Consider the following 22,089-nt stretch of genomic DNA (forward strand, 5'->3'; position numbering starts at 1 on the left):
CGCAAGTGGACCTGCACTTCGGCGACAGCAAACCGACGGACGACGAACGGGCCGCCGTGGACGCCCTGTTGGGCCCCCCGGAGTCCTCCTGGGAGGGCGCGGACCGCTCCGACGCCGACCTGAGGTGGGCCCGCGGCGGCCGCGAGGCACGGGACCGCCGCGACCTGCTGTTGCCGGGGCTGCACGCGATCAACGACCGGATCGGCTGGATCAGCGAGGGCGCCCTCGACTACCTGTGCCGGCGGCTGACCGTGCCGCCGGCGGAGGCGTACGGGGTGGCCACCTTCTACGCGATGTTCTCGGTACGGCCCCGCCCCGCGACCGTCCTCCAGGTCTGCACCGACCTGGCGTGCGCGGCGGCGGGCGCCCCCGGACTCTGCGCCGGGATCGAGGCCCGCCTCGGCCCCGGTGTCTCCGTGGAGCGCAGCCCGTGCCTCGGCCTGTGCGAGCGGGCACCGGCCGCCCTCGTCGTCAGGGCGGGCGACCCGGTGCGTACGGCGGTCTCGGCACCGGCGACGGTGGAGCGGGCCGTGCTCGCCGCGAGCTCGCCCGACTCGGCGCCCGAGGAGCCGCCCGCGGCACTGGCGGTCCCGCAGGCGGGCCGGGACGGCCTGATGCTCCTCGGCCGTGTCGGCGTGGTCGACCCGTCCTCGCTCGACGACTACCGCTCCCACGGCGGCTACACCGCACTGCGCCGGGCCTTCGCGCTCGGTCCCGCCGGAGTCATCCGCGAGGTCACCGACTCCGGCCTGGTCGGGCGTGGCGGCGCCGCCTTCCCCACCGGCCGCAAATGGCAGGCCACGGCGTCCCAGCCCGACCACCCGCACTACCTGGTGTGCAACGCGGACGAATCCGAGCCGGGCACCTTCAAGGACCGGGTGATCATGGAGGGCGACCCGTACGCGCTGGTCGAGGCCATGACCATCGCCGCGTACGCGACCGGCGCGCACCGGGGCTACCTCTATCTGCGCGGTGAGTACCCGCGGGCGCTGCGCAGGCTGGAGCACGCGATCGCCCAGGCACGCGCGCGTGGCTTCCTCGGCGACGACGTCCTCGGCCAGGGCTACGCCTTCGACATCGAGATCCGGCGCGGTGCGGGCGCCTACATCTGCGGTGAGGAGACCGCCCTGTTCAACTCCATCGAGGGCTACCGGGGCGAACCGCGCTCGAAGCCGCCGTTCCCGGTGGAGAAGGGCCTGTTCGGAAAGCCCACGGTCGAGAACAACGTCGAGACGCTGATCAACGTACTGCCCATCCTCACCATGGGCGCACCCGCCTACGCGGCGATCGGCACCGGGAGGTCGACCGGGCCGAAGCTGTACTGCGTGTCGGGGAGCGTGGGCCGCCCCGGGATCTACGAGCTGCCGTTCGGCGCGACCCTGGGCGAGCTGCTCGACCTCGCCGAGGTCCGCGACGGGCTTCGCGCGGTGCTGCTCGGCGGGGCCGCCGGCGGTTTCGTCAGGCCCGACGAACTCGGCGTCCCGCTCACCTTCGAAGGCACCCGGGAGGCGGGCACCACGCTCGGCTCCGGGGTCGTCATGGCCTTCGACGACACCGTGCCGCTCCCCCGGCTGCTGCTGCGCATCGCCGAGTTCTTCCGGGACGAGTCGTGCGGGCAGTGCGTGCCGTGCCGGGTCGGGACCGTGCGCCAGGAGGAGGCGCTGCACCGGATCGCCGAGCGCACCGGGGCGGCGGCCGCCGACGACATCGCCCTGCTCAGGGAGGTCGGCCGCGCCATGCGGGACGCCTCGATCTGCGGTCTCGGGCAGACCGCGTGGAACGCCGTGGAATCCGCCATCGACCGTCTGGGGGCGTACGAATGACCGTGGTACCGCTGGGGATCCCGCGCCGGCTGCTGGAGTTCACCCTCGACGGGGAGCCCGCGCGCACGACCGAGGGCTCGACGATCCTCGACGCCTGCCGGGCCGCCGGGAAGGACATCCCGACGCTGTGCCAGGGCGACACCCTCACCCCGAAGAACGCCTGCCGGGTCTGTGTGGTGGAGGTGGAGGGGGCGCGCACCCTGGTCCCGGCCTGCTCCCGCAGGGCCGAGCCCGGAATGGAGGTGCGGACCGACACCGAGCGCGCCCGGCACAGCCGCAAGGTCGTCCTCGAACTGCTCGCCTCCTCGGTCGACCTGTCGACGACCCCGGGGGTCGCGGAGTGGATCAAGGAGTACGAGGCGAAACCGGACCGCTTCGGCCCGGACGCGGCCCGGCTGAACGAGGAGCCGAAGGTCGACAACGATCTGTACGTGCGCGACTACGACAAGTGCATCCTCTGCTACAAGTGCGTGGACGCCTGCGGGGACCAGTGGCAGAACAGCTTCGCGATCTCCGTCGCCGGCCGGGGCTTCGACGCCCGGATCGCCGTGGAGCACGACGCCCCGCTGACCGACTCGGCCTGCGTGTACTGCGGGAACTGCATCGAGGTGTGCCCGACGGGCGCGCTGTCGTTCAAGTCGGAGTTCGACATGCGGGCGGCGGGCAGCTGGGACGAGTCGGCGCAGACCGAGACGACCACGGTGTGCGCCTACTGCGGAGTGGGCTGCAACCTCACGCTCCATGTGCAGGACAATGAGATCGTGAAGGTCACCTCGCCGCACGACAACCCGGTGACCCACGGCAACCTCTGCATCAAGGGCCGCTTCGGCTACCAGCACGTACAGAACCGGGACTGAGACACATATGGGACGAGTCACGGAACGACGCAAGGTGATCCGCATCCGGGACGGGGCCGTGTCCTCGCGTCCGGACACGCTCGTCGCCGAGGAACCGCTGGAGATCCGGCTGAACGGCAAGCCGCTCGCGATCACCATGCGCACCCCGGGCGACGACTTCGCGCTGGCCGCCGGATTCCTGGTGAGCGAGGGGGTGCTGGGCGCCGCCCCGGAGCTCCAGAACATCGTCTACTGCGCGGGGGCGACGGTGGACGGCTCGAACACCTACAACATCGTGGACGTACGGACCGCCCCCGGTGTGGTGATCCCCGACATCACGCTGGAGCGGAACGTCTACACGACCTCGTCCTGCGGCCTGTGCGGCAAGGCCAGCCTCGACGCGGTGCGCACCACGGCCCGCTGGGAGATAGCCGACACTCCCCCGGTCCGGGTCGAGCCCGAACTGCTCGCGAGCCTCCCCGACCGGCTGCGCGCGGCCCAGCGGGTCTTCGACCGGACCGGGGGTCTGCACGCGGCCGCCCTGTTCACCGAGGACGGCGAACTGCTCGACATCCGCGAGGACGTGGGCCGGCACAACGCCGTCGACAAACTGGTCGGGCGGGCCCTCCAGAACGGCGACCTGCCGCTGTCCCGGACCATCCTCCTGGTCTCGGGGCGGGCCTCCTTCGAGCTGGCGCAGAAGGCCGTGATGGCCGGCATCCCGGTGCTCGCCGCCGTCTCGGCGCCGTCCTCGCTCGCGGTGGACCTGGCCGCCGAGACGGGACTGACGCTGGTGGGCTTCCTGCGGGGCAGCTCCATGAACGTGTACGCGGGCGAGAACCGCATCGCTCTGCGGGCCGCGGCCTCCCAGAGCTGACCGGCTCCCCGCGACACGGCGGCGGGGCCCCGACCGGCGGGGAGCGCCCCCTGCGCCATCGGGGCTCCGCTGGATCGTCCGGTCGCCCGCGGGGGTGCCTCAGCCGGTGCCGAAGCTCACCTCGGCCGCCGTCACCACGGTGCCCAGCCTCGGGAAGTCGAGCCGCACCGACGCCTCGTGCTCCGGTGCCGTGAGCGCCGTCATGGCGTCCTCCACGAAGACCAGGTCGTAGCCGAGATCGCCGGCCGCCCTGGCCGTGGACTCCACGCCCAGGTTGGTGGCGATGCCCGCGAACACCAGGGCGCCGACGCCCAGTTCGCGCAGCCGGGCGTCGAGATCGGTGTGCTGGAAGGCGCCGATGGTGCGCTTCACGATCTCGATGTCGCCGTCGTGCGCGAGTCCGGCCGCGAGGCCGCTGCCGGGCGGCTGTTCGGGGGTTCCCTGCCGTTCGACCCGGACGAGCACCACGGGGGCACCGGCGGAACGGAAGCGCGCCGCCAGTGTCTCGGCCGTCAGGAGCACGTCGGTGCCCTTGCGGGGCTCCAGGGGCAGGGCGACGATGCGGTCCATCAGATCCACCAGCACGAGGGCGGTGCGCGCGGGGTCCAGCGCCAGGGGTGCGGTCATGACGGAACGTTATCCGCCATCAGCCCTCCGTACCGGAGATCCGGATCAACAGGCCCGTGAAACGGTCGCGTTCGGCCGGTGAGAGCGGGGCGAGGAGTTCGTCGTTGGCCTCGCGGGCCGCCTTCTCGCAGCGCTTGAGGAGCCGGGCGCCCTCGCCGGTGAGGGACACGGCGTTCTTGCGGCGGTCGCGGGGGTCGGGTTCGCGTACGACGAGTCCGGCGGACTGGAGGTCGTTGAGGACGCCGACCAGGTCCTTGGGGTCGAGCCGGACCCCGCGGCCGAGGTCGGCCTGGGCGACGGGGGCGAGGTCGCGGACGGCGGAGAGCACCACGTGGTGCCACATCTTCATGCCCTCGGCGGCCAGCGCCTCGGCGACCAGGGCCTGGATGCGGGCGGCGGCCCGGCCGAGGAGCCAGCTGGGCAGGGAGCGGATCTCGGGGAGGGGTGCTTCGGCCATGCGGGCAGCCTATCCAAAAACCGTTGGACTTCCCAATGATTCCGAGGGTACGGTCGGGACCGTTGGGAGCACCAACGAATCCCCTGGAGGTGTGGCCGATGCGCCGCGTCCGCTACGAGTCAACCGGCGGCCCGCTGTTCCTGGAGGAGGCCCCCGTCCCCGAGCCGGGCCCCGGCGAACTCCTCGTGCGCTGCGAGGCGGTCGGCGTCACGCTGCCCGTGGTCCGCAAGGTCACCGAGTCCGCCGAACCGGTACCGCTCGGCGGCGAGATCGCCGGGGAGGTCGTGGCCTCGCGCGGTGACCGCCATCGGCCCGGCGACCGTGTCACGGGGCTGTGCTTCGGCCACGCCTACGCCGACTTCGCGCTGCTGCACGAGTCCATGGCCTCGCCCGTCCCGGCCGGCGCCTCGGCCGTAGACGCGGTCGCCCTGGTCCGCAGCGGCCTGGTCGCGCTCGGCGCACTGGAGGCCGCCCGCCCGGAGCCGGGAGAGACGGCCCTGATCACGGCCGCGGCGAGCGGCGTCGGCCACCTGGCCGTGCAGCTCGCCCGGGCCCGGGGCGGCGCGGCCCGGGTCGTGGGCGCGGTGTCCGACCCGGCCAAGGCGGACTTCGTGCGCGCTCTCGGCGCCGACGACACCGTCCTGTACGGGCAGGAGAGCTGGGGCGAGCCCGCGGACTACGCGCTCGACGCGGTCGGCGGCGAGCTGCTCGGGCCCGCCCTGGCCGCACTCGCCCCGGGCGGGCGGCTCGTGGCGTACAGCTCGGGCGGCGGGACCGTCCGGGCGTACGACCTTCTCGTCGGCGCGAAGACCGTGACGGGCTTTCAGATGGCGCGGATCGCCCGGGAGCGGCCGGAGCTGTACGAGCGGTGGCGCGCGGAGCTGTGGCGGATGTTCACGGAAGGCGCCCTACGGCCCGTCGTGCACGGCGAGTTCGCCCTGGAGGACGCGGCCGGGGCGCACGGAGTGATCGAGGCGCGGGGCAACCTCGGAAAAGTCGTACTCCATCCGTGACGGGACACGCGCGCGGTTCTTGTGGGGCGCGCGGGAGCCGAATTACCGTCCGTGACACGTAGGTCACATTTCCGGATGTACAGACAATTGAAGGGCAGGTTCGCCCGTGCCGTCGAGTCGCGCACGTCTGAGATCCACCCTGACCGCCGTGTTCACCGCCGCCGCACTGCTCGCTCTGCCGACGCCCGCGGGCGCCCGATCCAGCGGCGCGGCACCGGAGTTCGAGCAGCAGATCCTCTTCAAGGCGGACCGGGACCCGGGCTACGCCTGCTTCCGCATCCCGGCCGTCGTCAGGACCACGGCGGGCACGCTGCTCGCCTTCGCCGAGGGGCGGGTCCTCAACTGCGGGGACGCCACCGACATCGACATCGTCCTCAAGCGGTCCACCGACGGCGGCCGTACCTGGGGCCCGCTCCAGGTGGTCAGCGAGGGCGCCGGGGACACCCACGGCAATCCGGCGCCGGTCGTGGACCGGGAGACCGGGCGCATCCTGCTGGCCGAGACGTACAACACGGGCCGTACCGACAGCGGCAGCTGCACCGTGCCCTGTGACCGCACCCCGCACCTCCAGTACAGCGACGACGACGGCGTCACCTGGTCCGCGCCCCGCGACCTGAGCGCCGAGGCGATGCCGTCCACGTGGAACTCCTGGTACGCCACCGGCCCGGTGCACGGCATCCAGCTCGCCCGCGGCCGGTACGCGGGGCGGCTCGTGCTCGGGGTCAACGCCGAGACGTGGGACGGCACTCAGGTCAGCGCCAACCACGCGGCACTCGTCGTGAGCGACGACGGCGGGGAGCACTGGCGGGTCGGCGCCACCGACTCGTGGCCGATCGCCGCCGACGGCACCTTCCGGCAGAAGCCCTCCGAGGTGACGCTCGCCGAGCGCGCCGACGGGACCGTCCTGGTCAGCGGGCGCGAGCAGGACGGCACCGACCTGGGCCACCGCACCCAGGCCGTCAGCCTCGACGGCGGCGACAGCTTCGCCTCGCCGTTCACGGCCCTGCCCGACCTGTACGCCCCGCAGGTGCAGTGCGCCCTGCTGGATCTCGCCGACCGGCTCCTGCTGTCCTGCCCGGGCGATCCCGACCGCCGCAGGACGATGATGATCCGCTCCTCCTACGACGGCGGCCGCACCTGGGACAGCGTCGACCGCGGCACGGTCGTCACCACGGACTGGTCCGGCTACTCCGACATGGCGGCCATCGGCCAGGACACGGTGGGCCTGCTCTACGAGGGCGGAGCCGTCGACGCGCGCGACGAGATCCGCTTCGCCCGCTTCACCGAGGACTGGCTGACCCCACGCCGCGGCGCCGACCCGACCACCCCCGACCGCGCGCCCCTCGCCCCCGAGGCGGCGGTGCTCGGCGGCGCCCGGGAGACCACCGGCGTGCACGACGGGGCCCTGGAGTTCGACGGTGTCGACGACGCCGTACGGCTGCCGTACCGCGCTGAACTCCCGCTCGGCGCCAAGGACTTCACCGCCTCCCTGTGGTTCAGGTACACGGCGGTCGGCGGGGAGCAGCCGCTGCTGTGGATGGGCGGCATCGGCACCGGGCAGCCGCAGGTCTGGCTGCGCGGGGAGCCCGCGAGCGGACGGCTGCGCGGACTGATCACCGTGCGGGACGGCGCGACGGCCCTGCGGACGGCGTCCGTGAGCACCGACGGCGCCTACAACGACGGCCGGTGGCACCACGCGACCCTGCGCCGGGGCGGCGGGCGGCTGACACTCTTCGTCGACGGTACGGCGCTCAGTACGGCGGACGTGTCCGGCTCGGTCAGCCGCAACTCGCCGTTCGGCGTGCACATCGGGCAGCGCATGGACGGCCGGGCCTTCTTCACCGGCGCGGTCGACGACGTCCGGGTCTGGGACCGGGCCCTGACCGACGAGGAGATCGCCGACGCGAGCACCTCCGCGTGGGACACCGTCCTGTGGCTGCCCATGGACCGGGTGGACGAGAGCCGCTAACGTCCGCGCCGTGCCCGAGGACGGACAAGCACGGCAGCGGACGGGCACCGGCGTCGGCCTGCTGCTGACGCTGGTGCTCGCGGCCGCGCTGATCACCCTCGTGCCCGACGACGATGACCGGGGCGGCGGTTGCGAGCCGCGCACCGTCGCCTCCTGGTCCGCCGACGACCGTCTCACCACCGAGTTCGCCCGCTACGGCGACGACGCCTCCCGCACCGACGACTGGACCGGCGGCGACGGCACCCACTCGGTGCGGCTGCCGGACGGCCGGCTGCTGTGGCTGTTCTCCGACACCTACCTCGGCCAGGTGTACCGCCCGCCCAACCCGGTCGGCGAGTCGTACGCCTGGCGGGACACCACCGCGCCCCTGGTGCGCAACTCGGCGGTGCTGATGCGCGACGGCCGCCTGGAGTCCACCCTCCCCGCACCCCTCTTCGCCGACCCCGCCCCGAACCAGTGGCGCTGGCCGGTCGCCGCCCGGGTCGAACCCCGCTCCCCCGGCTCCCGCGAACAGGTCGTACGGGTGCTGCTGTGGGTGCGGACGGCGGGCCGGGCCCCCTGGATCTACGGCGTCCCGACCGCGACCGAGGTCGCCACGCTCTCCCTGCCCGACCTGCGCGTCGAGTCGGTCACGAGGGTCCTGGACGAGCAGCGGGTCCAGGACCCGTCCCGGCGCGTGCTGTTCGGGACCACGCTGGTCGAGGACGGGGAGTGGACGTATGTCTTCGGGGGCGACGACGGCCAGGCCGCGTCCCGGCCCGCGTCCTCCGCCTATGTGGCACGGGTGCCGGTGGGCGGGCTCGGGGAGCCGGGCGCCTGGGAGTACTGGGACGGCTCCGACTGGACGACCGGCGCCCGCCCGCGCCCGGTGCTCGGGGACGGGCGGCGCACCGGGGTGGGCAGCGCCTTCTCGGTCGTACGGCGGGACGGCACGTACGTGCTGTTCACGATGGCCGCCGGGACCAAGGGGCTGGCGGCCGTGACCTCTTACTGGGCGTGCTCCCCCACCGGGCCCTGGCACGGCCCGGCGAAGGACTTCACGCCGTCGCTGCCGGCCGGCCAGGTCGCCGCCTACAACCCGCAGGTGCATCCCGCCACTTCCGGCGACGGGGAGCGGCTGGTGCTGAGCTACGACGTCAACTGGCTGGACGCGGCCGGTGCTTCGGCGCAGCTCAACCGGAACGTGTCGCTGTACCGACCGCGGTTCGTGACGCTTCGGCTGGCTCCGGCGCGGTGACGTCCTCGTCGGCGGGGACGGGGTCGTGGGAGCGGCGCTTGGCGATCACCGCGCACACCATCAGCTGCATCTGGTGGAAGAGCATCAGCGGCAGCACGGCGAGCGAGGCGTGCGCGCCGAACAGGACGCTGGCCATGGGCAGTCCGGAGGCGAGGGACTTCTTCGAGCCGGCGAACTGGATGGCGATGCGGTCCTCGCGGCCGAACCTCAGCGCCTTGCCGCCGTACCAGGTGAGCAGGAGCATCACGGCGAGCAGGACGGCCTCGACGACCAGCAGTCCGCCGAGCCGCAAGGGGCTCACCTGGTGCCAGATGCCCTGGACCATGCCTTCGCTGAACGCGGTGTAGACGACCAGCAGGATCGAGCCCCGGTCGACGAGGCCGAGGACCTTCTTGTGCCGGGTGATGAAGGCGCCGATCCAGCGGCGCGTCAACTGCCCGGCCAGGAACGGCACGAGGAGCTGGAGCACGATCTCCAGGAGCGAGTCGGCCGAGAAGCCCCCGCCGCTGCTGCCGAGCAACGCGGCGGCGAGGAGCGGGGTGATGACGATGCCGACCAGCGAGGAGAAGGAGCCCGCGCAGATCGCGGCGGGTACGTTGCCGCGGGCCATCGAGGTGAAGGCGATGGACGACTGGATGGTGGAGGGGACCAGGGTGAGGAAGAGCAGGCCCTGGTAGAGCGGGTGGGTCAGGAGGACCGGGACGAGTCCGCGGGCGGCGAGGCCCAGCAGCGGGAAGATCACGAACGTACAGGCGAGGACCGTGACGTGCAGCCGCCAGTGCTTGAGGCCGTCCATCGCCTCACGGGTGGAGAGGCGGGCGCCGTACAGGAAGAAGAGGAAGGCGATCGCCGCCGTGGAGGCTCCGGAGGCCACGTCCGCGGAGGTCCCGTGTGCCGGTACGAGGGCCGCCAGGCCGACGGTCCCGAGCAACAGCAGGATGTACGGGTCGACCGGCATCCAGGCCGGCCATTGCAGGCGCTTCACGGTGCTCCACTTGCTCTCGTGCTCGAAGGCGGTACGGGTTCCCCCAAGGCTCGGGGTCCCCTCTCCATCGTCCTCTTCCACCTCTTGATCGGGAATCCGGCATACCACTCTGACTGTCATCACGTTCCGCGATAACCTGGGGCGATGTACGACCCGTCCCAGCTGCGTACGTTCCTCGCGGTGGCGCAGACCCTGAGCTTCACTCAGGCCGCCCGGCGGCTCGGGCTGCGCCAGTCGACCGTGAGCCAGCACGTCCGGCGCCTGGAGGACGCCGCCGGACGGCAGTTGTTCAGCCGGGACACCCACTCCGTGGAGCTGACGGAGGACGGCGAGGCGATGCTCGGGTTCGCCCGCCGGATCCTGGAGGTGCACGACCAGGCGACGGCGTTCTTCACGGGGACGCGGGTGCGGGGGCGGCTGCGGTTCGGGGCCTCGGAGGACTTCGTGCTGACGCGGCTGCCGGAGATCCTGGAGGGATTCCGCTACGACCATCCCGAGGTCGACCTGGAGCTGACCGTCGAGCTGTCGGGGACGCTGCACGAGCAACTGGCCGCCGGGAAGCTGGATCTGGTGCTGGCCAAGCGGCGCCCCGAGGATCCCCGGGGCGAACTGGTGTGGCACGACCGGCTGGTGTGGATCGGGGCCGAGCGGCTGCGCCTGGACCCGGACCGCGCGGTGCCGTTGATCGTCTATCCGCCGCCGGGGATCACCCGGGCGCTCGCCCTGGAGGCGCTGGAGCGGCAGGGGCGGGAGTGGCGGATCGTCTGCACCAGCGGGAGTCTGAACGGGCTGATCGCGGCGGCCCGTGCGGGGCTCGGGGTGATGGCGCACTCCCGGGGGCTGGTGCCGCCGGGGCTGGTGCGGATGCCGGACCGGTCCGGGCTGCCGGAGCTGGGGCGGGTGGACTTCGTGCTGGTGCACGGGGCCCGGCGGACCGCGGCGCAGGGGGCGGCGGACGCGCTGGCCTCCGCGATCCTGGCGGGCGGGGACCGGTTGCACCGGGGGTGAGGTCAGCGCGGGGCGCGCTGGTACGTCAGCTGCTTCACCCGGCGCAGGAAAGGCGTGGCCTCCACATGGCGGACGCCCTCCAGCCAGCCCAGCGGCCCGCTCAGGTAGGCGTACAGCGCGGCGGTGTCCTTCACCACCACCGTCACCACGATGTTGGAGACACCGGCCGTGGCACTCGCGAAGGCGATCTCGTCGTGCTCCGCGAGGGCCCGCCCGACGGGCTCCAGGGCACCGGGCTCCGTCGTGATCCACAGGGCGGCCCCGCGTCCGTATCCCAGCGTCTCGGAGTTGTACTCGATGTCGATGTACACCGCCCCCGAGGCGAGCAGTGCCGTGAGCCGGCGCCTGACCGCGGACTCGGACCGGCCGGTGGCACGCTGGAGTTCGGGGAGGCCGGCCCGGCCGTCGCGCTCCAGGACGGCCAGCAGGGGCTCGTCGTCCGGGTCGATCCGGGCCGGTCCGTCCACCGGGCCCAGGTCGGGGTGCAGGGCGGCGATCTCCTCGGGCGTGAGCGCGTGGAACTTCTGGAGCCACCCGGCCGGGCCGCCGTAGAAACGGTGCAGGAGCTGGTGGGCGCGGATCTCCACGACGCTGGGGGTGCGCGGGAGCCTGCCGAGGAGCAGTTCGTCGTGCTCGCCGGGGCTGCGGGGGCGGGTCATGCAGACGATCTCGGTGCCGCCGGAGGCGAGTCCGATCCAGCCCGTGTCGGGGCGCTTGGCCAGGGCGTCCGAGATGGCCGTGGCGCTGTCGGGGGCGCAGCGCACCCGCAGCATCCACTGGTCCCGGCCGAGCGCCTGGGCGTCCCGCAGCAGGACGACCCGCAGCCCGCCCTCGGCGCACAGCCGCCGGTAGCGGCGCGCGACGGTCTGGTCGGAGACCCCGAGCACCGCGCCGATCCGGCTGAAGGAGGCCCGTCCGTTGACCTCCAGGGCGTGCAGCAACCGGAGGTCAAGTTCGTCGAAGACGTCGGATTCCATCGTCAGCACGCCTGCTCCTGTCGGACTACGGCGACCGGGGCCGGGTTTCCGTTGTGATCGGCCGCGTGGTGGTCATCGTACGGAGACAAGACGCATCCGACACACAGGGAGTTGAGGACATGCGTACGTGGGGACCGCTGACGGCGGTGTGTCTGGGCACGTTCATGCTGCTGCTGGACGTGACGATCGTGGTGGTGGCGCTGCCGGACATGGCGGCGGCGCTGCACGCGTCGCTGAGCGAGTTGCAGTGGGTGGTCGACGGGTACGCGCTCGCGCTGGCCGCGCTGCTGCTGGGCGCGGGGGCCGCCGCCGACATTCTCGGGCGGCGCCGGGTGCATGTGGCGGGTGTGGTGCTGTTCGCGGTGGCGTCGCTGCTGTGCGGGCTGGCGCCGGGGCCGGGGACGCTGGTGGCGGCGCGGGCGGTGCAGGGGATCGGCGCTGCGGCGATGCTCGCGACGACGCTGCCGCTGCTCGGCTCGGTCTACCAGGGGCGGCAGCGGTCGGCGGCGCTCGGGGTGTGGGGCGCGGTCAGCGGCGGGGCGGCGGCGGTCGGGCCGGTGCTCGGCGGGCTGCTCGCCGAGGGGCCGGGCTGGCGGTGGATCTTCTTCGTGAACCTGCCGGTGAGCGTGGTCGCGGTGTGGCTGACGCTGAAGGCCGTACCGGAGTCGCGGGGGCCGCGCGGGATGCGCGTCGACTGGCTGGGGACGCTCGCCTTCGCGGGGTTCGCGGGCGGCACGACCTACGCCGTGGTGCGGGCCGGCGAGGACGGCTGGACGGCGACCGCCACGCTCTCCTCGTTCGGGCTCGCGGCGCTCGCCCTGGTGGCCTTCGTCGTGGTGGAGCGCCGGGTCGCGCATCCGCTGCTCGATCTGTCGCTGCTGCGCAAGCCGGCCTTCGTGGGCGTGATGGCGGGGGCGCTGGCCTTCAACGGCGTGGCGTTCGGGGTGCTGGCGTACACCTCCATCTGGATGCAGACGCTGCTCGGGATGAGTCCGGTGCGCGGCGGCCTGGCGCTGCTGCCGCTCTGCCTGGCCTCGGTGGTGGTCGCGATCCTCGGCGGGAAGCTGCTGCACGGCGTGCCGGCCCGGCTGCTCATCGGGGGCGGGCTGCTGCTGGTCGGCTCGGGCTCCTTCTGTCAGGCCGTCCTCGGGGCGGGTTCGACCTGGACGGCGCTCGTGCCGGGTCTCGTCCTGGTCGGGGTGGGCACCGGGCTGGTGTCCCCGGCGATCGCAGGTGCCGCGCTGGCGGCGGTGCCGGCCGAGCGGTCGGGCATGGCCGGCGGGGCGGTGAACACGTTCCGGCAGCTCGGGTACGCGCTCGGGGTCGCCGTCTGCGGCACCGTACTGACGTCCCGGATGCGGGACGCCCTGCCGCACGACGCGGCGCACACCCTGGCGGGCGGCGGGGCGGCGGCCCTGCGCGGCACGTTCGGCGAGCACGCGCTGCGGGCCGCGTTCGCCTCGGGACTGAACTCCACGTTCACCGTGCTGGGCGCGGCCGGGGTCGCGGCGGCGGCGCTGGTGCTCGCCCTGGTCCGGGCGGAGCGCGCGCCCCGGAGCGGAGTGACGAATGCCGGGCCCGCCACGCTGGAGGAAGGGAGCACGGCGCCCCGGGGATAACCGTTTCACCAGCGTCGCGAAGCGGAGTGGGGTCGTACAGATTCGGTGGAGATTACGCTGCCGAAACTTACTCAACCGTCAGTTTTCTGTCCGACCCTTCCCTATGTGGGCGCATTTTCCCGTACTGACCTGGCCGGACGTGAGCGTCGCTCGGCTTCGGCCCCCCTCCCGTCGGTTCCGTCGGTGGGGTAGCTTTCACGGCGCTGTGCGGAGCGTCACTGAGCGCCAGGGAGAGCGGGGAGCGGGGTTTGCGCGAGTTCACCAACCCTCCGTTGGCGTTGGCACCCCCGGTGGGCGGACTGGCCGACGTCGTCTTCGAGCATGCCCGGAACGACCCGCTGCACATCTCCCTCGGCCGCAAGGACGAGCACGGACAGTGGCGGGACGTGACGTCCGCGGAGTTCCGTGACGAGGTGATGGCCCTGGCCAAGGGTCTGCTCGCGCAGGGCATCCGGTTCGGCGACCGGGTCGCCATCATGTCCCGCACCCGCTACGAGTGGACGCTGTTCGACTTCGCGCTGTGGACCATCGGCGCGCAGGTGGTGCCGGTCTACCCCACCTCCTCCGCCGAGCAGTGCTTCTGGGCGCTGTACGACGCCGAGTGCACGGCCGCGGTCGTGGAGCACGAGGACCACGCGATGACGATCGCCACCGTCATCGACCGGCTGCCGCATCTGCACCGGCTCTGGCAGCTGGACTCGGGAGCGGTGCAGGAGCTGTACGACGCCGGCACCCCCATCGAGGACGAGGTGGTGCACCGCCACCGGCAGGCGGTCACCCCCGACTCGACGGCGACGATCATCTACACCTCGGGCACCACCGGCCGCCCCAAGGGCTGTGTGATCACGCACGGCAACTTCATGTACGAGGCGGACACCGTCATCGACCGCTGGGAGCCGGTGTTCCACTCCAAGAAGGGCGACGAGGCGGCGACCTTGCTCTTCCTGCCGCTCGCGCATGTCTTCGGGCGGATGGTGCAGGTGGCGGCGATCCGCGGCGGGGTCCGCTTCGGCCACCAGCCGCAGATGAACGCCGCCGCCCTGCTCCCCGACCTGGCCGCGTTCAAGCCCACCTTCTTCCTCGGGGTGCCGTACATCTTCGAGAAGGTCTTCAACGCCTCCCGCCGCAAGGCCGAGAAGGAGGGCAAGGCCGGGCCGTTCGAGAAGGCGGTGGACGTGGCGGTGAAGTACGCCGACGCCATGGAGGCCAGGGCCTGGGGTGTGGGTCCCGGTCCGTCGGCCGGGCTGCGGATGCAGCACCAGCTCTTCGACAAGCTCGTCTACTCCAAGATGCGCGCGGCGATGGGCGGGCGGATCCGGCAGGCGATGACCGGCGGCTCGGCCATGGACCGCAAGCTGGGGCTGTTCTTCGCGGGCGCGGGCGTGCACATCTACGAGGGGTACGGCCTCACCGAGTCGACGGCGGCGGCGACCGCCAACCCGCCCGAGCGCACCCGCTACGGCACGGTCGGGCAGCCCATCCCTGGCATGACCGTGCACATCGCGGACGACGGCGAGATCTGGCTGTACGGCGACAACATCTTCCAGGGCTATCTCAACAACGAGAAGGCCACCGACGAGACCCTGCACGACGGCTGGCTGGCCACCGGTGACCTGGGCTCGCTCGACGAGGACGGCTATCTCACCATCACCGGCCGCAAGAAGGAGATCCTCGTCACCTCCGGCGGCAAGAGCGTCTCGCCCGGGGTGCTGGAGGAGCGGGTGCGCGACCATCCGCTGGTCGCGCAGTGCATCGTCGTGGGCAACGACCGCCCGTACGTCGCCGCCCTGGTCACCCTGGAGCAGGAGGCCGTGGAGCACTGGCTGGCGATGCGGGACAAACCGCGGATGCCCGCGGCCCAGCTGGTGCGCGACGCCGACCTGGAGACCGAGGTGCGGCGCGCGGTGGTCGCCGCCAACACCCTGGTCTCACAGGCCGAGTCGATCCGCACCTTCCGTATCCTGGCCCAGCCCTTCACCGAGGAGCACGGGCTGCTGACCCCGTCCCTGAAGCTGAAGCGCAAGGCGATCGAGGCGGCGTACGCCAACGAGGTCGAGGCCCTCTACCGGGCCTGAGCGCCGGCTCACACCAGCTGGTAGCCGCGCAGGTTCGTCAGCAGGAGATAGGTGTCCTGGAGGGACCCCGAGGTGTCGCCGAGCGAGCGGTAGATGCCCCATTTCGGGCGCACCCGGTCGGCCAGGAAGGTGTCGACCCCGGTCTTCGAGGCGTCGACCACCGTGGCGCCGCCGGACTTGAGGATCCAGCGCACCGAGCCCGCCGTACCGTTGCCGACCTTGATCTGGAAGTCGACGTCGGTCCATTTGTCGTGCAGCGGGTCGAGGCTCGTGCGGCCCACCAGGGTGTCGCTGTCGAACAGCTTCAGTTCGATGGTCTGCGCTCCGTTCACCCGGCGCAGGGACTGCACGACGATCGGCGAGGAGCCGGTGCCGGGCTGTTTCATCTGCATGATGTGGGTGAAGCTGGTGGTCGCCTTCAGCGAGCTGGGGATGTACATCGAGTACGTGACCCGCCAGGTCTGGCCTTGTGTCCACTTGAGGTAGCTGCTGCCGCTGGTGCGCAGCCCGGTGACCTCCTGGCGCTGGCGGTCGGTCGAGGTGTCGCGGTCGGCCATGTGCATGTTGAAGCGCCAGTTGCCGCCGGTCGCGTAGATGTGCGGCTGTCCGCCGGGGTGGGAGTCGGCGCGGTCGTCCTCGACGGTCTCGAAGGCACCGAGTCCGTCGCCGCTCGCGGAGGGCGCCCACTTCTGCTGCCAGGAGGCGGCGTGGGCGGTGGTGGCGCCGGGGAGTCCGGCCACGGCTCCCGCCGCACCGGCGAGCGCGGCGCCCAGCAGGGCCCTTCTGGATGCGTTCATGACAAATCTCACCTCACGGGTAGGCGTTCACATGCATACACGATGTTCAGTGACGCAATCCAGGGTCGCCGCAGGGCAGTTGGCGGTCAATGGTCCGAACCAAAGAGACCGGACTGATTTCCCGGTCAGGAATGCATCACGGCTCGTGATCGTTGACGATGGGAGTACCACCTGACGACAACCGTAAGGATCAAGAGCTCGTGAGCAGCAAGGTCCCCCCGATCATCCTCAACAACGGCGTGGAGATGCCCCAGCTGGGCTTCGGCGTCTGGCAGGTGCCGGACGACGAGGCGGAGCGGGCGGTCGCCATCGCGCTGGAGTCCGGGTACCGCAGCATCGACACAGCGGCGATCTACGGCAACGAAGTGGGCACCGGCAAGGCGATCGCGGCCTCCGGCGTGGCCCGTGAGGACATCTTCGTCACCACCAAGCTCTGGAACTCCGACCAGGGCTACGACGCCACCCTGCGCGCCTTCGACACCTCGCTGGAGAAGCTCGGCCTGGACTACGTGGACCTGTACCTGATCCACTGGCCGACCCCCTCCCGCGACCTGTACGTCGACTCCTACAAGGCGTTCGAGAAGCTGCACGCCGACGGCCGGATCAAGGCCATCGGCGTCTCCAACTTCGAACCCGACCACCTGGAGCGGCTGATCTCCGAGACGTCCGTCATTCCGGCCGTCGACCAGATCGAACTGCACCCGCAGCTCCAGCAGCACGCGGCCCGCGAGTACCACGCGGAGCAGGGCATCGCGACCGAGGCCTGGTCGCCGCTCGGCTCCGGCAAGGGCCTCCTGGAGGTCCCGGCCGTCGTGGCCGTCGCCCAGAAGCACGGCCGCACCCCGGCCCAGGTCGTGCTGCGCTGGCACCTCCAGCTCGGCAATGTCGTGATCCCGAAGTCCGTGACGCCGTCGCGGATCAAGGAGAACATCGAGGTGTTCGACTTCAGCCTCGACACCGAGGACCTGGCGGCGATCAGCGCGCTGAACGAGGACCGGCGTCTCGGCCCGGACCCCTCGACGTTCAACGCCGCCTGACGGCACCGCGGTCCGGCCGGTGGTGAGCCCCTGTCGCGAGGGGGTTCACCACCGGCCGCCGTGTGTCAGACAGGCTGCCCGATCAGGCGTACGACCACGGTGTTGATGTCGACGCCCTCCGGCTGCCGTACGGCCCACATCACCGAGTCGGCGATCTGGTCTGCGGTGAGCAGGTGGCCGGGCGGCAGGCTGCCGTAGCCGTCCCAGAACGGCGTCTCCACGCGTCCCGGGGCGACCAGGGTGACCCCGACGCCGAACTCCGTTACCTCGCGCCGGGCGTTCTCGGCGAGGCCGGTCACCGCCCATTTCGTCGCCCCGTAGATGTTGCCGGGCCCGTGGACGAACCCGGCGACGCTGCCGATCAGCACGATCCGGCCGCGGGTCTCCTTGAGCGCGTCGATCGAGGCGCGGATGAGGAGGGCGGGGCCGAGGACGTTGGTCAGCACCATCTCGCTCCAGCCCGCCGGGTCACCCCCGGCGACGGTGTCGTGCGTGGCGAAGCCCGCGTTGGCGACGACGGTGTCCAGTCGCCCGAACTCCTTGAGCGTGCCGTCGACGGCGGCCTTGACGTCCGCGTACTCGGCGGCGTTGCCGACGAACGTCAACAGGCCGTCCGGGTCGTCGAGTTCCTCGGCGAAGGCCCGCAGCCGGGCCTCACCGCGGCCGGTGACGGCCACCCGGTGGCCCGCGTCGAGCAGTTGCCGCGCGACCGCGGCGCCGATACCGCTGCCGCCGCCGGTGATGAGCGCGACCGGTGCTTCGGACATGGCTTCCCCCTGTGTTCCGCTGAGTTCTCGCGTCCGCTGAGTTCTCGCGTCCGCTGTGTTCGTGTGGATGCCGGGGAGTACATCAGTTGGAGCATTCTCGAAGTCAAGTGCCGCACGTCCGGCGGTAGTCGGCCGAGGGGAAGTAGCGCCGCTACCCCGTCTCGCCGAGCCCCGTCGACACCGTCCCGCCGCCGCGTATGGACTCTGCGTCGGCAACCTCAACCGACCCGAACCGCCGTATGCACGGTATGAACCGCCAGCACGAACAGATCTCCCCGCCGATGCACACTCGCCGCGTCCTCAGGGTCGAGCAACCGATCCAGCACCTCCCGGTCCCCCGCCTCCAGTTCCTCCCCGAACACATCCCGCAACCGCCCCAACGAAGCCGCGATGTACGCCCGGGCCCGATCAGTCGTAGGCGCCGGAAGATCCAGCAGGAAACTACGTGTCCCGGTGTGCCGAAGCCCCGCCGCGGCCATCAGCCCCGGCCAGTCCTCCACCTCGGAGACGGAGTCCGGCAACCCCGACCGCATCTCGGCGAACCACTTCTCCTCCAGCGCGTCGAGCCGCGCCTGGAACCCCGGCCGCCCGATCCCGATGTCCCGCGGCAGGAACCGCGCGGGCAGCCCGCCCTCCATCAACGCCAGCGTGCCACCGCGCGCCAGCCGCGAGGCGAACGCGGCGATCCCGGCCCGCTGGTCGCCGAGGTGGTGCAGGCTCCGGCTGGCCCAGAGCAGATCGACGGGGTAGTCCAAGTCGTCGAGGACACCCGGCAGTTCACCGGCGAGCGTGCCGAACCGGTCGGCGACACCGAGCCGTTCGGCACGGGCCTGGGCCCGCTCCAGGAGCGGTTCGGCGCCGTCGACGGCGACCACGCGGGCCCCGGGGAACGCCTCGGCGAGCAGACACGACAGCACCCCCGGGCCGCTGCCCGCGTCGACGATCATCCCCGGCTCGGTCTGCTTGTGCCCGAGCCAGGCGAGGGCCCGTTCGTACAGGGGCGTGAACAGCTCGGCCTGGGTCTCCAGGTGCGTGGCCATCCGGGCCCAGTCGATGTCGGTGTGGTCGTGGTGGTGGTGCCCGTGGCCGTCACCGTGCCCGTGGCCGTCACCGTGCCCGTGGCCGTCACCGTGGTCGTGGTCGTCGTGTCCGTGTGTGCCGTGATCGTGCGCCATGCTGGTCAGCCTCTCGTCGGGATGCGGCCAGCGTGCGCCGACGCACCGGGAAGAGGCCAGCGGTGTTGCCATGACGGCAAAAATCAGCGGCAAAAGCGCAAGCCGGACCGGACGGCAAAGCGGACGTAAAGAAAATGGGATGCGCCCACCCGGGCGACTCCTCCACGATGACCCCATGGACGACGAACTGGTGGAGCGCTTCCTTGAAGACGGCTTCGTGAAGATCGAGGGCGCCTTCCCACCGCGCGTCGCCCAGCACTGCGCGTCGCTGCTGTGGCGGGAGACGGGGTACGACCCCGAGGACCCGGCCACCTGGAAGGACCCGGTGGTACGGGTGCCCGGAATGGCCCAGGGGCCGTTCGCCGCGGCCGCCAACTCCCCTGCCCTGCATGAGGCGTTCGACCTGCTGGTGGGCGAGAATCGCTGGCAGCCCCGCTATTCGCTGGGCACCTTCCCGCTGCGCTTCCCGCACGAGGAGGAACCCGACGACGCGGGCTGGCACATCGAGGGCAGCTATCTCCCCGAGGACGCCCAGCCCGGGATGTACCACACCAATCTGCGCTCCAAGGACCGCGCCCTGCTGATGCTGTTCCTCTTCACCGAGGTCACCGAGGCGAACGCCCCGACCCGCATCAGAGTCGGCTCCCATCTCGACGTACCGCCGATCCTGGAGCCGTACGGCGAACAGGGCGCGTCCTTCCTGGAGTTGGGACCGCAGGTGGACAAGGCCTCGGCTCATCGGGAACTCGCCCACGCGACCGGCAGCCCGGGCGACGTCTACCTCTGCCACCCCTTCCTGGTCCACGCGGCCCAACCCCACCACGGCACGACCCCACGCTTCATGGCCCAACCTCCACTGCTCCCGGCAGTTCCCTACGAGCTGGACAGAGCAGACGGCGACTACTCGGCGGTGGAGTTCGCGATCCGCCGGGGCCTGGCCAAGGAGAACTGACCGGACCCCGGCGGTTTTCAGGGGCGCGGGGAACTGCGCGACCAGCCACGACGGACCCGCGGCCCGAAATCGCACAGCACCCCGCGGTCACTCAGAGCGCCGGATACGCGTTCTGCATCAACTGCTGGAACTGCGCGGAGAACCAGTGCCCGGACAGCGGCGCGTTGGGCAGCGCCCCGGACATGCTGTTCCCGTTCCGGGGGTTCCCGGTGTACGTCGGGTCGCACATCCGGTCGAACCCCTTGCCCTCGTCGTTCGGGATCGCGGAGCTGGACCCGTCCGACTCCCCCGGCGGCTTCATCCACACATACGCGTCGATGCCCGCGGCGGGACTGGCCTTCGGCCGCTCACCGAGACCGGCCCCGGACTGGTTGCACCAGTTCCCGACATGGATGCGCCGGTCGTAGCGACCGCCGTTGACATAGGTGTCGACGTCGGTCATGGCGCCGGGCCCGGACGGCCGCGCGCTGCCGCCCCAGCCGTTGCGGGAGGTGTCGATCAGCATGCCGATACCGGAGTTGAAGCCCGTGGAGACGAGCTGGTTGCGGAAGGCCTGCGCGAAGGACAGCTCGTCGACGTACCGGTTCCAGTCGACCCACTTCGACTCACGGACCGACTTTCCGGCCACGGACTCGTTGATGGTGAAGTTGTTCTCCTTCAGGGCGCTGTAGTTGGCCGTGTTGGCGATGAACCCGTGGACGTCGTCGACGGTCGCGCCCTCGGCGGTGGCCGCCTGCTTCATGATGGTGGCGCTGGCGGCGAAGTTGTCGTCCCAGCCGATCCAGCCGTGGTGGCCGGCGTCGATGTAGTTGTAGACGTTGGGGATCGCGCCGAGCTTGTTCAGCGCGTAGCCGACGCCCTTCACGTAGTTGCCGTTGGCCAGCATGGTGTCGCAGGCGGCGGTGGCGGTGGGCCGACTGCCCGTGTTCGTCACGAGGTTGGGCAGCGAGTCGATCTCGATGGTGGTGACGATCCGCAGCGAGCTGTACTTGCTGTCGGCGAGGATCGCGGCGATCGGGTCGATGAACTGGGTCTTGTACTTGTCGATCTCAGTCGGGCCGAGCTCGCCGTTGGAGGCGAGGGCCGCGCAGTCACGGCCGGGCAGGTCGTAGATCACCAGCTGGATGACCTCTTCGCCGGAGCCCTTCTGCGCGAGGGCCGCGTCGAGGTGGGCGCGCAGCCCCATGCCGCCGTTGACGCCGTTGATGGCGGCGATCCGGTCGAGCCAGACGCCGGTGGGCTGGTTGGAGATCCGGCTGCCACCGGTCTCGGCGGCGGCCTTCGCGGACCACTCGGGGTTCACGTACACCTTGGCGCCGGCGTACGGGTTGTCGACCTTGGTGCCGCCCCCGGGGTCCGGCGGGTCGGTCGGGCCGCTGCCGCCGTCGTCGACGTTGCAGGTCACGCCGTCGAGGGTGAAGGTCGTCGGCAGGGCATTGGTGCCGCTATAGGTCCCGTTGAAGCCGAAGCTGACCGAACCGCCGGTGGCGAGCGTGCCGTTGTAGGTCTCATTGGTCGCGGTGACGGTCGTACCGCTCTGGCTGATCTTGGAGTTCCAGAAACTGGAGACCTTCTGGTTTCCGGCGTACGACCACTTCAGCGCCCAACTCGACTTGGCGGCGCTGTTGTTGGTGATCGTGACGGCGGTGGTGAAGCCGGTGTCCCACTGATTCTGCACCTTGTAGTCCACGGTGCAGGGGATCGCGGCGATGCCGACGTCCGCGGGGGCCACGGCGAGGGCGGTCCCGGAGGCCCCGGCGACGAGCGCCAGGGCAGCGAGGAGCGCGGTTCTCGTACGACTCATGAGTGCGGGTTTCCTTCTCGGTCGCGGGTGTTGTCCGTCAAGCGGGTGCTGTGA

The 22,089-nt window shown here is 71.5% G+C and carries 19 protein-coding genes; 11 read left to right on the forward strand and 8 right to left on the reverse strand.

Translation table 11 applies throughout. From position 1 onward, the window contains the following. Positions 1–5: 5 nt before the first annotated feature. From G3I78_RS41090 to fdhD, 3 genes are read left to right on the forward strand one after another with little or no spacing between them, the layout of a single operon-like run. A complete protein-coding gene (locus G3I78_RS41090; RefSeq protein ID WP_164434651.1) occupies positions 6–1,823 on the forward strand; it encodes an NADH-ubiquinone oxidoreductase-F iron-sulfur binding region domain-containing protein in 1,818 nt (605 codons plus the stop codon). Continuing rightward, positions 1,820–2,680: a 2Fe-2S iron-sulfur cluster-binding protein gene (locus G3I78_RS41095; RefSeq protein ID WP_164434507.1), complete on the forward strand. Its 861-nt coding sequence runs from the start codon at positions 1,820–1,822 to the stop codon at positions 2,678–2,680. The genes G3I78_RS41090 and G3I78_RS41095 overlap by 4 nt, the downstream gene beginning before the upstream one ends. 7 nt (positions 2,681–2,687) lie before the next feature. After that, the gene (fdhD, locus tag G3I78_RS41100) at positions 2,688–3,536 is read left to right on the forward strand and encodes a formate dehydrogenase accessory sulfurtransferase FdhD (protein ID WP_164434508.1); all 849 of its coding nucleotides are present in this window, start codon (positions 2,688–2,690) and stop codon (positions 3,534–3,536) included. 99 nt (positions 3,537–3,635) lie between these two features. Here the strand turns inward: fdhD and G3I78_RS41105 are convergent, their stop codons facing one another. Next, positions 3,636–4,163 carry an isochorismatase family protein gene (locus G3I78_RS41105; RefSeq protein ID WP_164434510.1) on the reverse strand — a complete coding sequence of 176 codons (528 nt, stop codon included), beginning with the start codon at positions 4,161–4,163 and terminating at the stop codon, positions 3,636–3,638. Between the two features lie 19 nt (positions 4,164–4,182). Further along, entirely contained in the window at positions 4,183–4,620 is a 438-nt protein-coding gene (locus tag G3I78_RS41110; RefSeq protein WP_164434512.1) for a MarR family transcriptional regulator, read from the reverse strand. Positions 4,621–4,718: 98 nt separating this feature from the next. Between G3I78_RS41110 and G3I78_RS41115 the strand changes: the two genes are divergently transcribed. The 3 genes from G3I78_RS41115 to G3I78_RS41125 all read left to right on the forward strand — a co-directional run bounded on the left by G3I78_RS41115 (position 4,719) and on the right by G3I78_RS41125 (position 8,839). Next, the gene (locus tag G3I78_RS41115) at positions 4,719–5,633 is read left to right on the forward strand and encodes a zinc-binding dehydrogenase (protein WP_164434514.1); all 915 of its coding nucleotides are present in this window, start codon (positions 4,719–4,721) and stop codon (positions 5,631–5,633) included. Positions 5,634–5,739: 106 nt separating this feature from the next. Continuing rightward, positions 5,740–7,602, forward strand: coding sequence for a sialidase family protein (locus G3I78_RS41120; RefSeq protein WP_164434516.1), 1,863 nt, complete (start codon positions 5,740–5,742; stop codon positions 7,600–7,602). Between the two features lie 10 nt (positions 7,603–7,612). Further along, positions 7,613–8,839: a DUF4185 domain-containing protein gene (locus G3I78_RS41125; protein ID WP_164434518.1), complete on the forward strand. Its 1,227-nt coding sequence runs from the start codon at positions 7,613–7,615 to the stop codon at positions 8,837–8,839. On the opposite strand, the gene G3I78_RS41130 is transcribed toward G3I78_RS41125, so the two are convergent. Next, positions 8,775–9,797, reverse strand: coding sequence for a bile acid:sodium symporter family protein (locus G3I78_RS41130; RefSeq protein ID WP_164434653.1), 1,023 nt, complete (start codon positions 9,795–9,797; stop codon positions 8,775–8,777). The two genes, G3I78_RS41125 and G3I78_RS41130, sit on opposite strands and share 65 nt — an antisense overlap. A 171-nt stretch (positions 9,798–9,968) precedes the next feature. Between G3I78_RS41130 and G3I78_RS41135 the strand changes: the two genes are divergently transcribed. Further along, positions 9,969–10,832 carry a LysR substrate-binding domain-containing protein gene (locus G3I78_RS41135; protein WP_164434520.1) on the forward strand — a complete coding sequence of 288 codons (864 nt, stop codon included), beginning with the start codon at positions 9,969–9,971 and terminating at the stop codon, positions 10,830–10,832. Between the two features lie 2 nt (positions 10,833–10,834). Here G3I78_RS41135 and G3I78_RS41140 read toward each other — a convergent pair whose 3' ends face one another. Continuing rightward, a complete protein-coding gene (locus tag G3I78_RS41140; protein WP_203616220.1) occupies positions 10,835–11,809 on the reverse strand; it encodes an AsnC family transcriptional regulator in 975 nt (324 codons plus the stop codon). 119 nt (positions 11,810–11,928) lie between these two features. On the opposite strand from G3I78_RS41140, the gene G3I78_RS41145 reads away from it, so the two are divergent. After that, the gene (locus tag G3I78_RS41145; protein ID WP_164434522.1) at positions 11,929–13,428 is read left to right on the forward strand and encodes an MFS transporter; all 1,500 of its coding nucleotides are present in this window, start codon (positions 11,929–11,931) and stop codon (positions 13,426–13,428) included. 248 nt (positions 13,429–13,676) lie between these two features. Beyond that, a complete protein-coding gene (locus G3I78_RS41150; protein ID WP_164434524.1) occupies positions 13,677–15,503 on the forward strand; it encodes an AMP-dependent synthetase/ligase in 1,827 nt (608 codons plus the stop codon). A gap of 8 nt (positions 15,504–15,511) precedes the next feature. On the opposite strand, the gene G3I78_RS41155 is transcribed toward G3I78_RS41150, so the two are convergent. Beyond that, a complete protein-coding gene (locus G3I78_RS41155; RefSeq protein ID WP_164434526.1) occupies positions 15,512–16,300 on the reverse strand; it encodes a heparin lyase I family protein in 789 nt (262 codons plus the stop codon). A 200-nt stretch (positions 16,301–16,500) separates the two neighbouring features. Here G3I78_RS41155 and G3I78_RS41160 point away from each other — a divergent pair, with 200 nt between their 5' ends. Next, the gene (locus G3I78_RS41160; protein WP_164434528.1) at positions 16,501–17,337 is read left to right on the forward strand and encodes an aldo/keto reductase; all 837 of its coding nucleotides are present in this window, start codon (positions 16,501–16,503) and stop codon (positions 17,335–17,337) included. Positions 17,338–17,402: 65 nt separating this feature from the next. Here G3I78_RS41160 and G3I78_RS41165 read toward each other — a convergent pair whose 3' ends face one another. Both G3I78_RS41165 and G3I78_RS41170 read right to left on the reverse strand, forming a co-directional pair. Then, positions 17,403–18,104 carry an SDR family NAD(P)-dependent oxidoreductase gene (locus tag G3I78_RS41165; protein WP_164434530.1) on the reverse strand — a complete coding sequence of 234 codons (702 nt, stop codon included), beginning with the start codon at positions 18,102–18,104 and terminating at the stop codon, positions 17,403–17,405. A 218-nt stretch (positions 18,105–18,322) separates the two neighbouring features. Then, positions 18,323–19,279, reverse strand: coding sequence for a class I SAM-dependent methyltransferase (locus tag G3I78_RS41170; protein WP_164434532.1), 957 nt, complete (start codon positions 19,277–19,279; stop codon positions 18,323–18,325). Positions 19,280–19,418: 139 nt separating this feature from the next. Here G3I78_RS41170 and G3I78_RS41175 point away from each other — a divergent pair, with 139 nt between their 5' ends. Then, positions 19,419–20,231, forward strand: a complete 813-nt coding sequence (locus G3I78_RS41175) for a phytanoyl-CoA dioxygenase family protein (protein WP_164434534.1) — start codon at positions 19,419–19,421, stop codon at positions 20,229–20,231. Positions 20,232–20,322: 91 nt separating this feature from the next. On the opposite strand, the gene G3I78_RS41180 is transcribed toward G3I78_RS41175, so the two are convergent. Further along, complete coding sequence (locus G3I78_RS41180; protein ID WP_164434536.1) at positions 20,323–22,035, reverse strand: glycoside hydrolase family 6 protein; 1,713 nt, start codon at positions 22,033–22,035, stop codon at positions 20,323–20,325. Positions 22,036–22,089 lie beyond the last annotated feature (54 nt).

Origin of the sequence: Streptomyces sp. SID13726, assembly GCF_010548375.1 — a bacterium.
Lineage (GTDB): Bacteria > Actinomycetota > Actinomycetes > Streptomycetales > Streptomycetaceae > Streptomyces.

Bases quoted from the DNA above. Each gene is read 5' to 3' on its own strand.
- G3I78_RS41095 (WP_164434507.1), top strand. From the start codon at position 1,820: ATGACCGTGGTACCGCTGGGGATCCCGCGCCGGCTGCTGGAGTTCACC.
- fdhD (WP_164434508.1), top strand. From the start codon at position 2,688: ATGGGACGAGTCACGGAACGACGCAAGGTGATCCGCATCCGGGACGGG.
- G3I78_RS41105 (WP_164434510.1), bottom strand. From the start codon at position 4,163: ATGACCGCACCCCTGGCGCTGGACCCCGCGCGCACCGCCCTCGTGCTG.
- G3I78_RS41110 (WP_164434512.1), bottom strand. From the start codon at position 4,620: ATGGCCGAAGCACCCCTCCCCGAGATCCGCTCCCTGCCCAGCTGGCTC.
- G3I78_RS41115 (WP_164434514.1), top strand. From the start codon at position 4,719: ATGCGCCGCGTCCGCTACGAGTCAACCGGCGGCCCGCTGTTCCTGGAG.
- G3I78_RS41130 (WP_164434653.1), bottom strand. From the start codon at position 9,797: ATGCCGGTCGACCCGTACATCCTGCTGTTGCTCGGGACCGTCGGCCTG.
- G3I78_RS41135 (WP_164434520.1), top strand. From the start codon at position 9,969: ATGTACGACCCGTCCCAGCTGCGTACGTTCCTCGCGGTGGCGCAGACC.
- G3I78_RS41140 (WP_203616220.1), bottom strand. From the start codon at position 11,809: ATGGAATCCGACGTCTTCGACGAACTTGACCTCCGGTTGCTGCACGCC.
- G3I78_RS41145 (WP_164434522.1), top strand. From the start codon at position 11,929: ATGCGTACGTGGGGACCGCTGACGGCGGTGTGTCTGGGCACGTTCATG.
- G3I78_RS41155 (WP_164434526.1), bottom strand. From the start codon at position 16,300: ATGAACGCATCCAGAAGGGCCCTGCTGGGCGCCGCGCTCGCCGGTGCG.
- G3I78_RS41165 (WP_164434530.1), bottom strand. From the start codon at position 18,104: ATGTCCGAAGCACCGGTCGCGCTCATCACCGGCGGCGGCAGCGGTATC.
- G3I78_RS41170 (WP_164434532.1), bottom strand. From the start codon at position 19,279: ATGGCGCACGATCACGGCACACACGGACACGACGACCACGACCACGGT.
- G3I78_RS41175 (WP_164434534.1), top strand. From the start codon at position 19,419: ATGCGCCCACCCGGGCGACTCCTCCACGATGACCCCATGGACGACGAA.
- G3I78_RS41180 (WP_164434536.1), bottom strand. From the start codon at position 22,035: ATGAGTCGTACGAGAACCGCGCTCCTCGCTGCCCTGGCGCTCGTCGCC.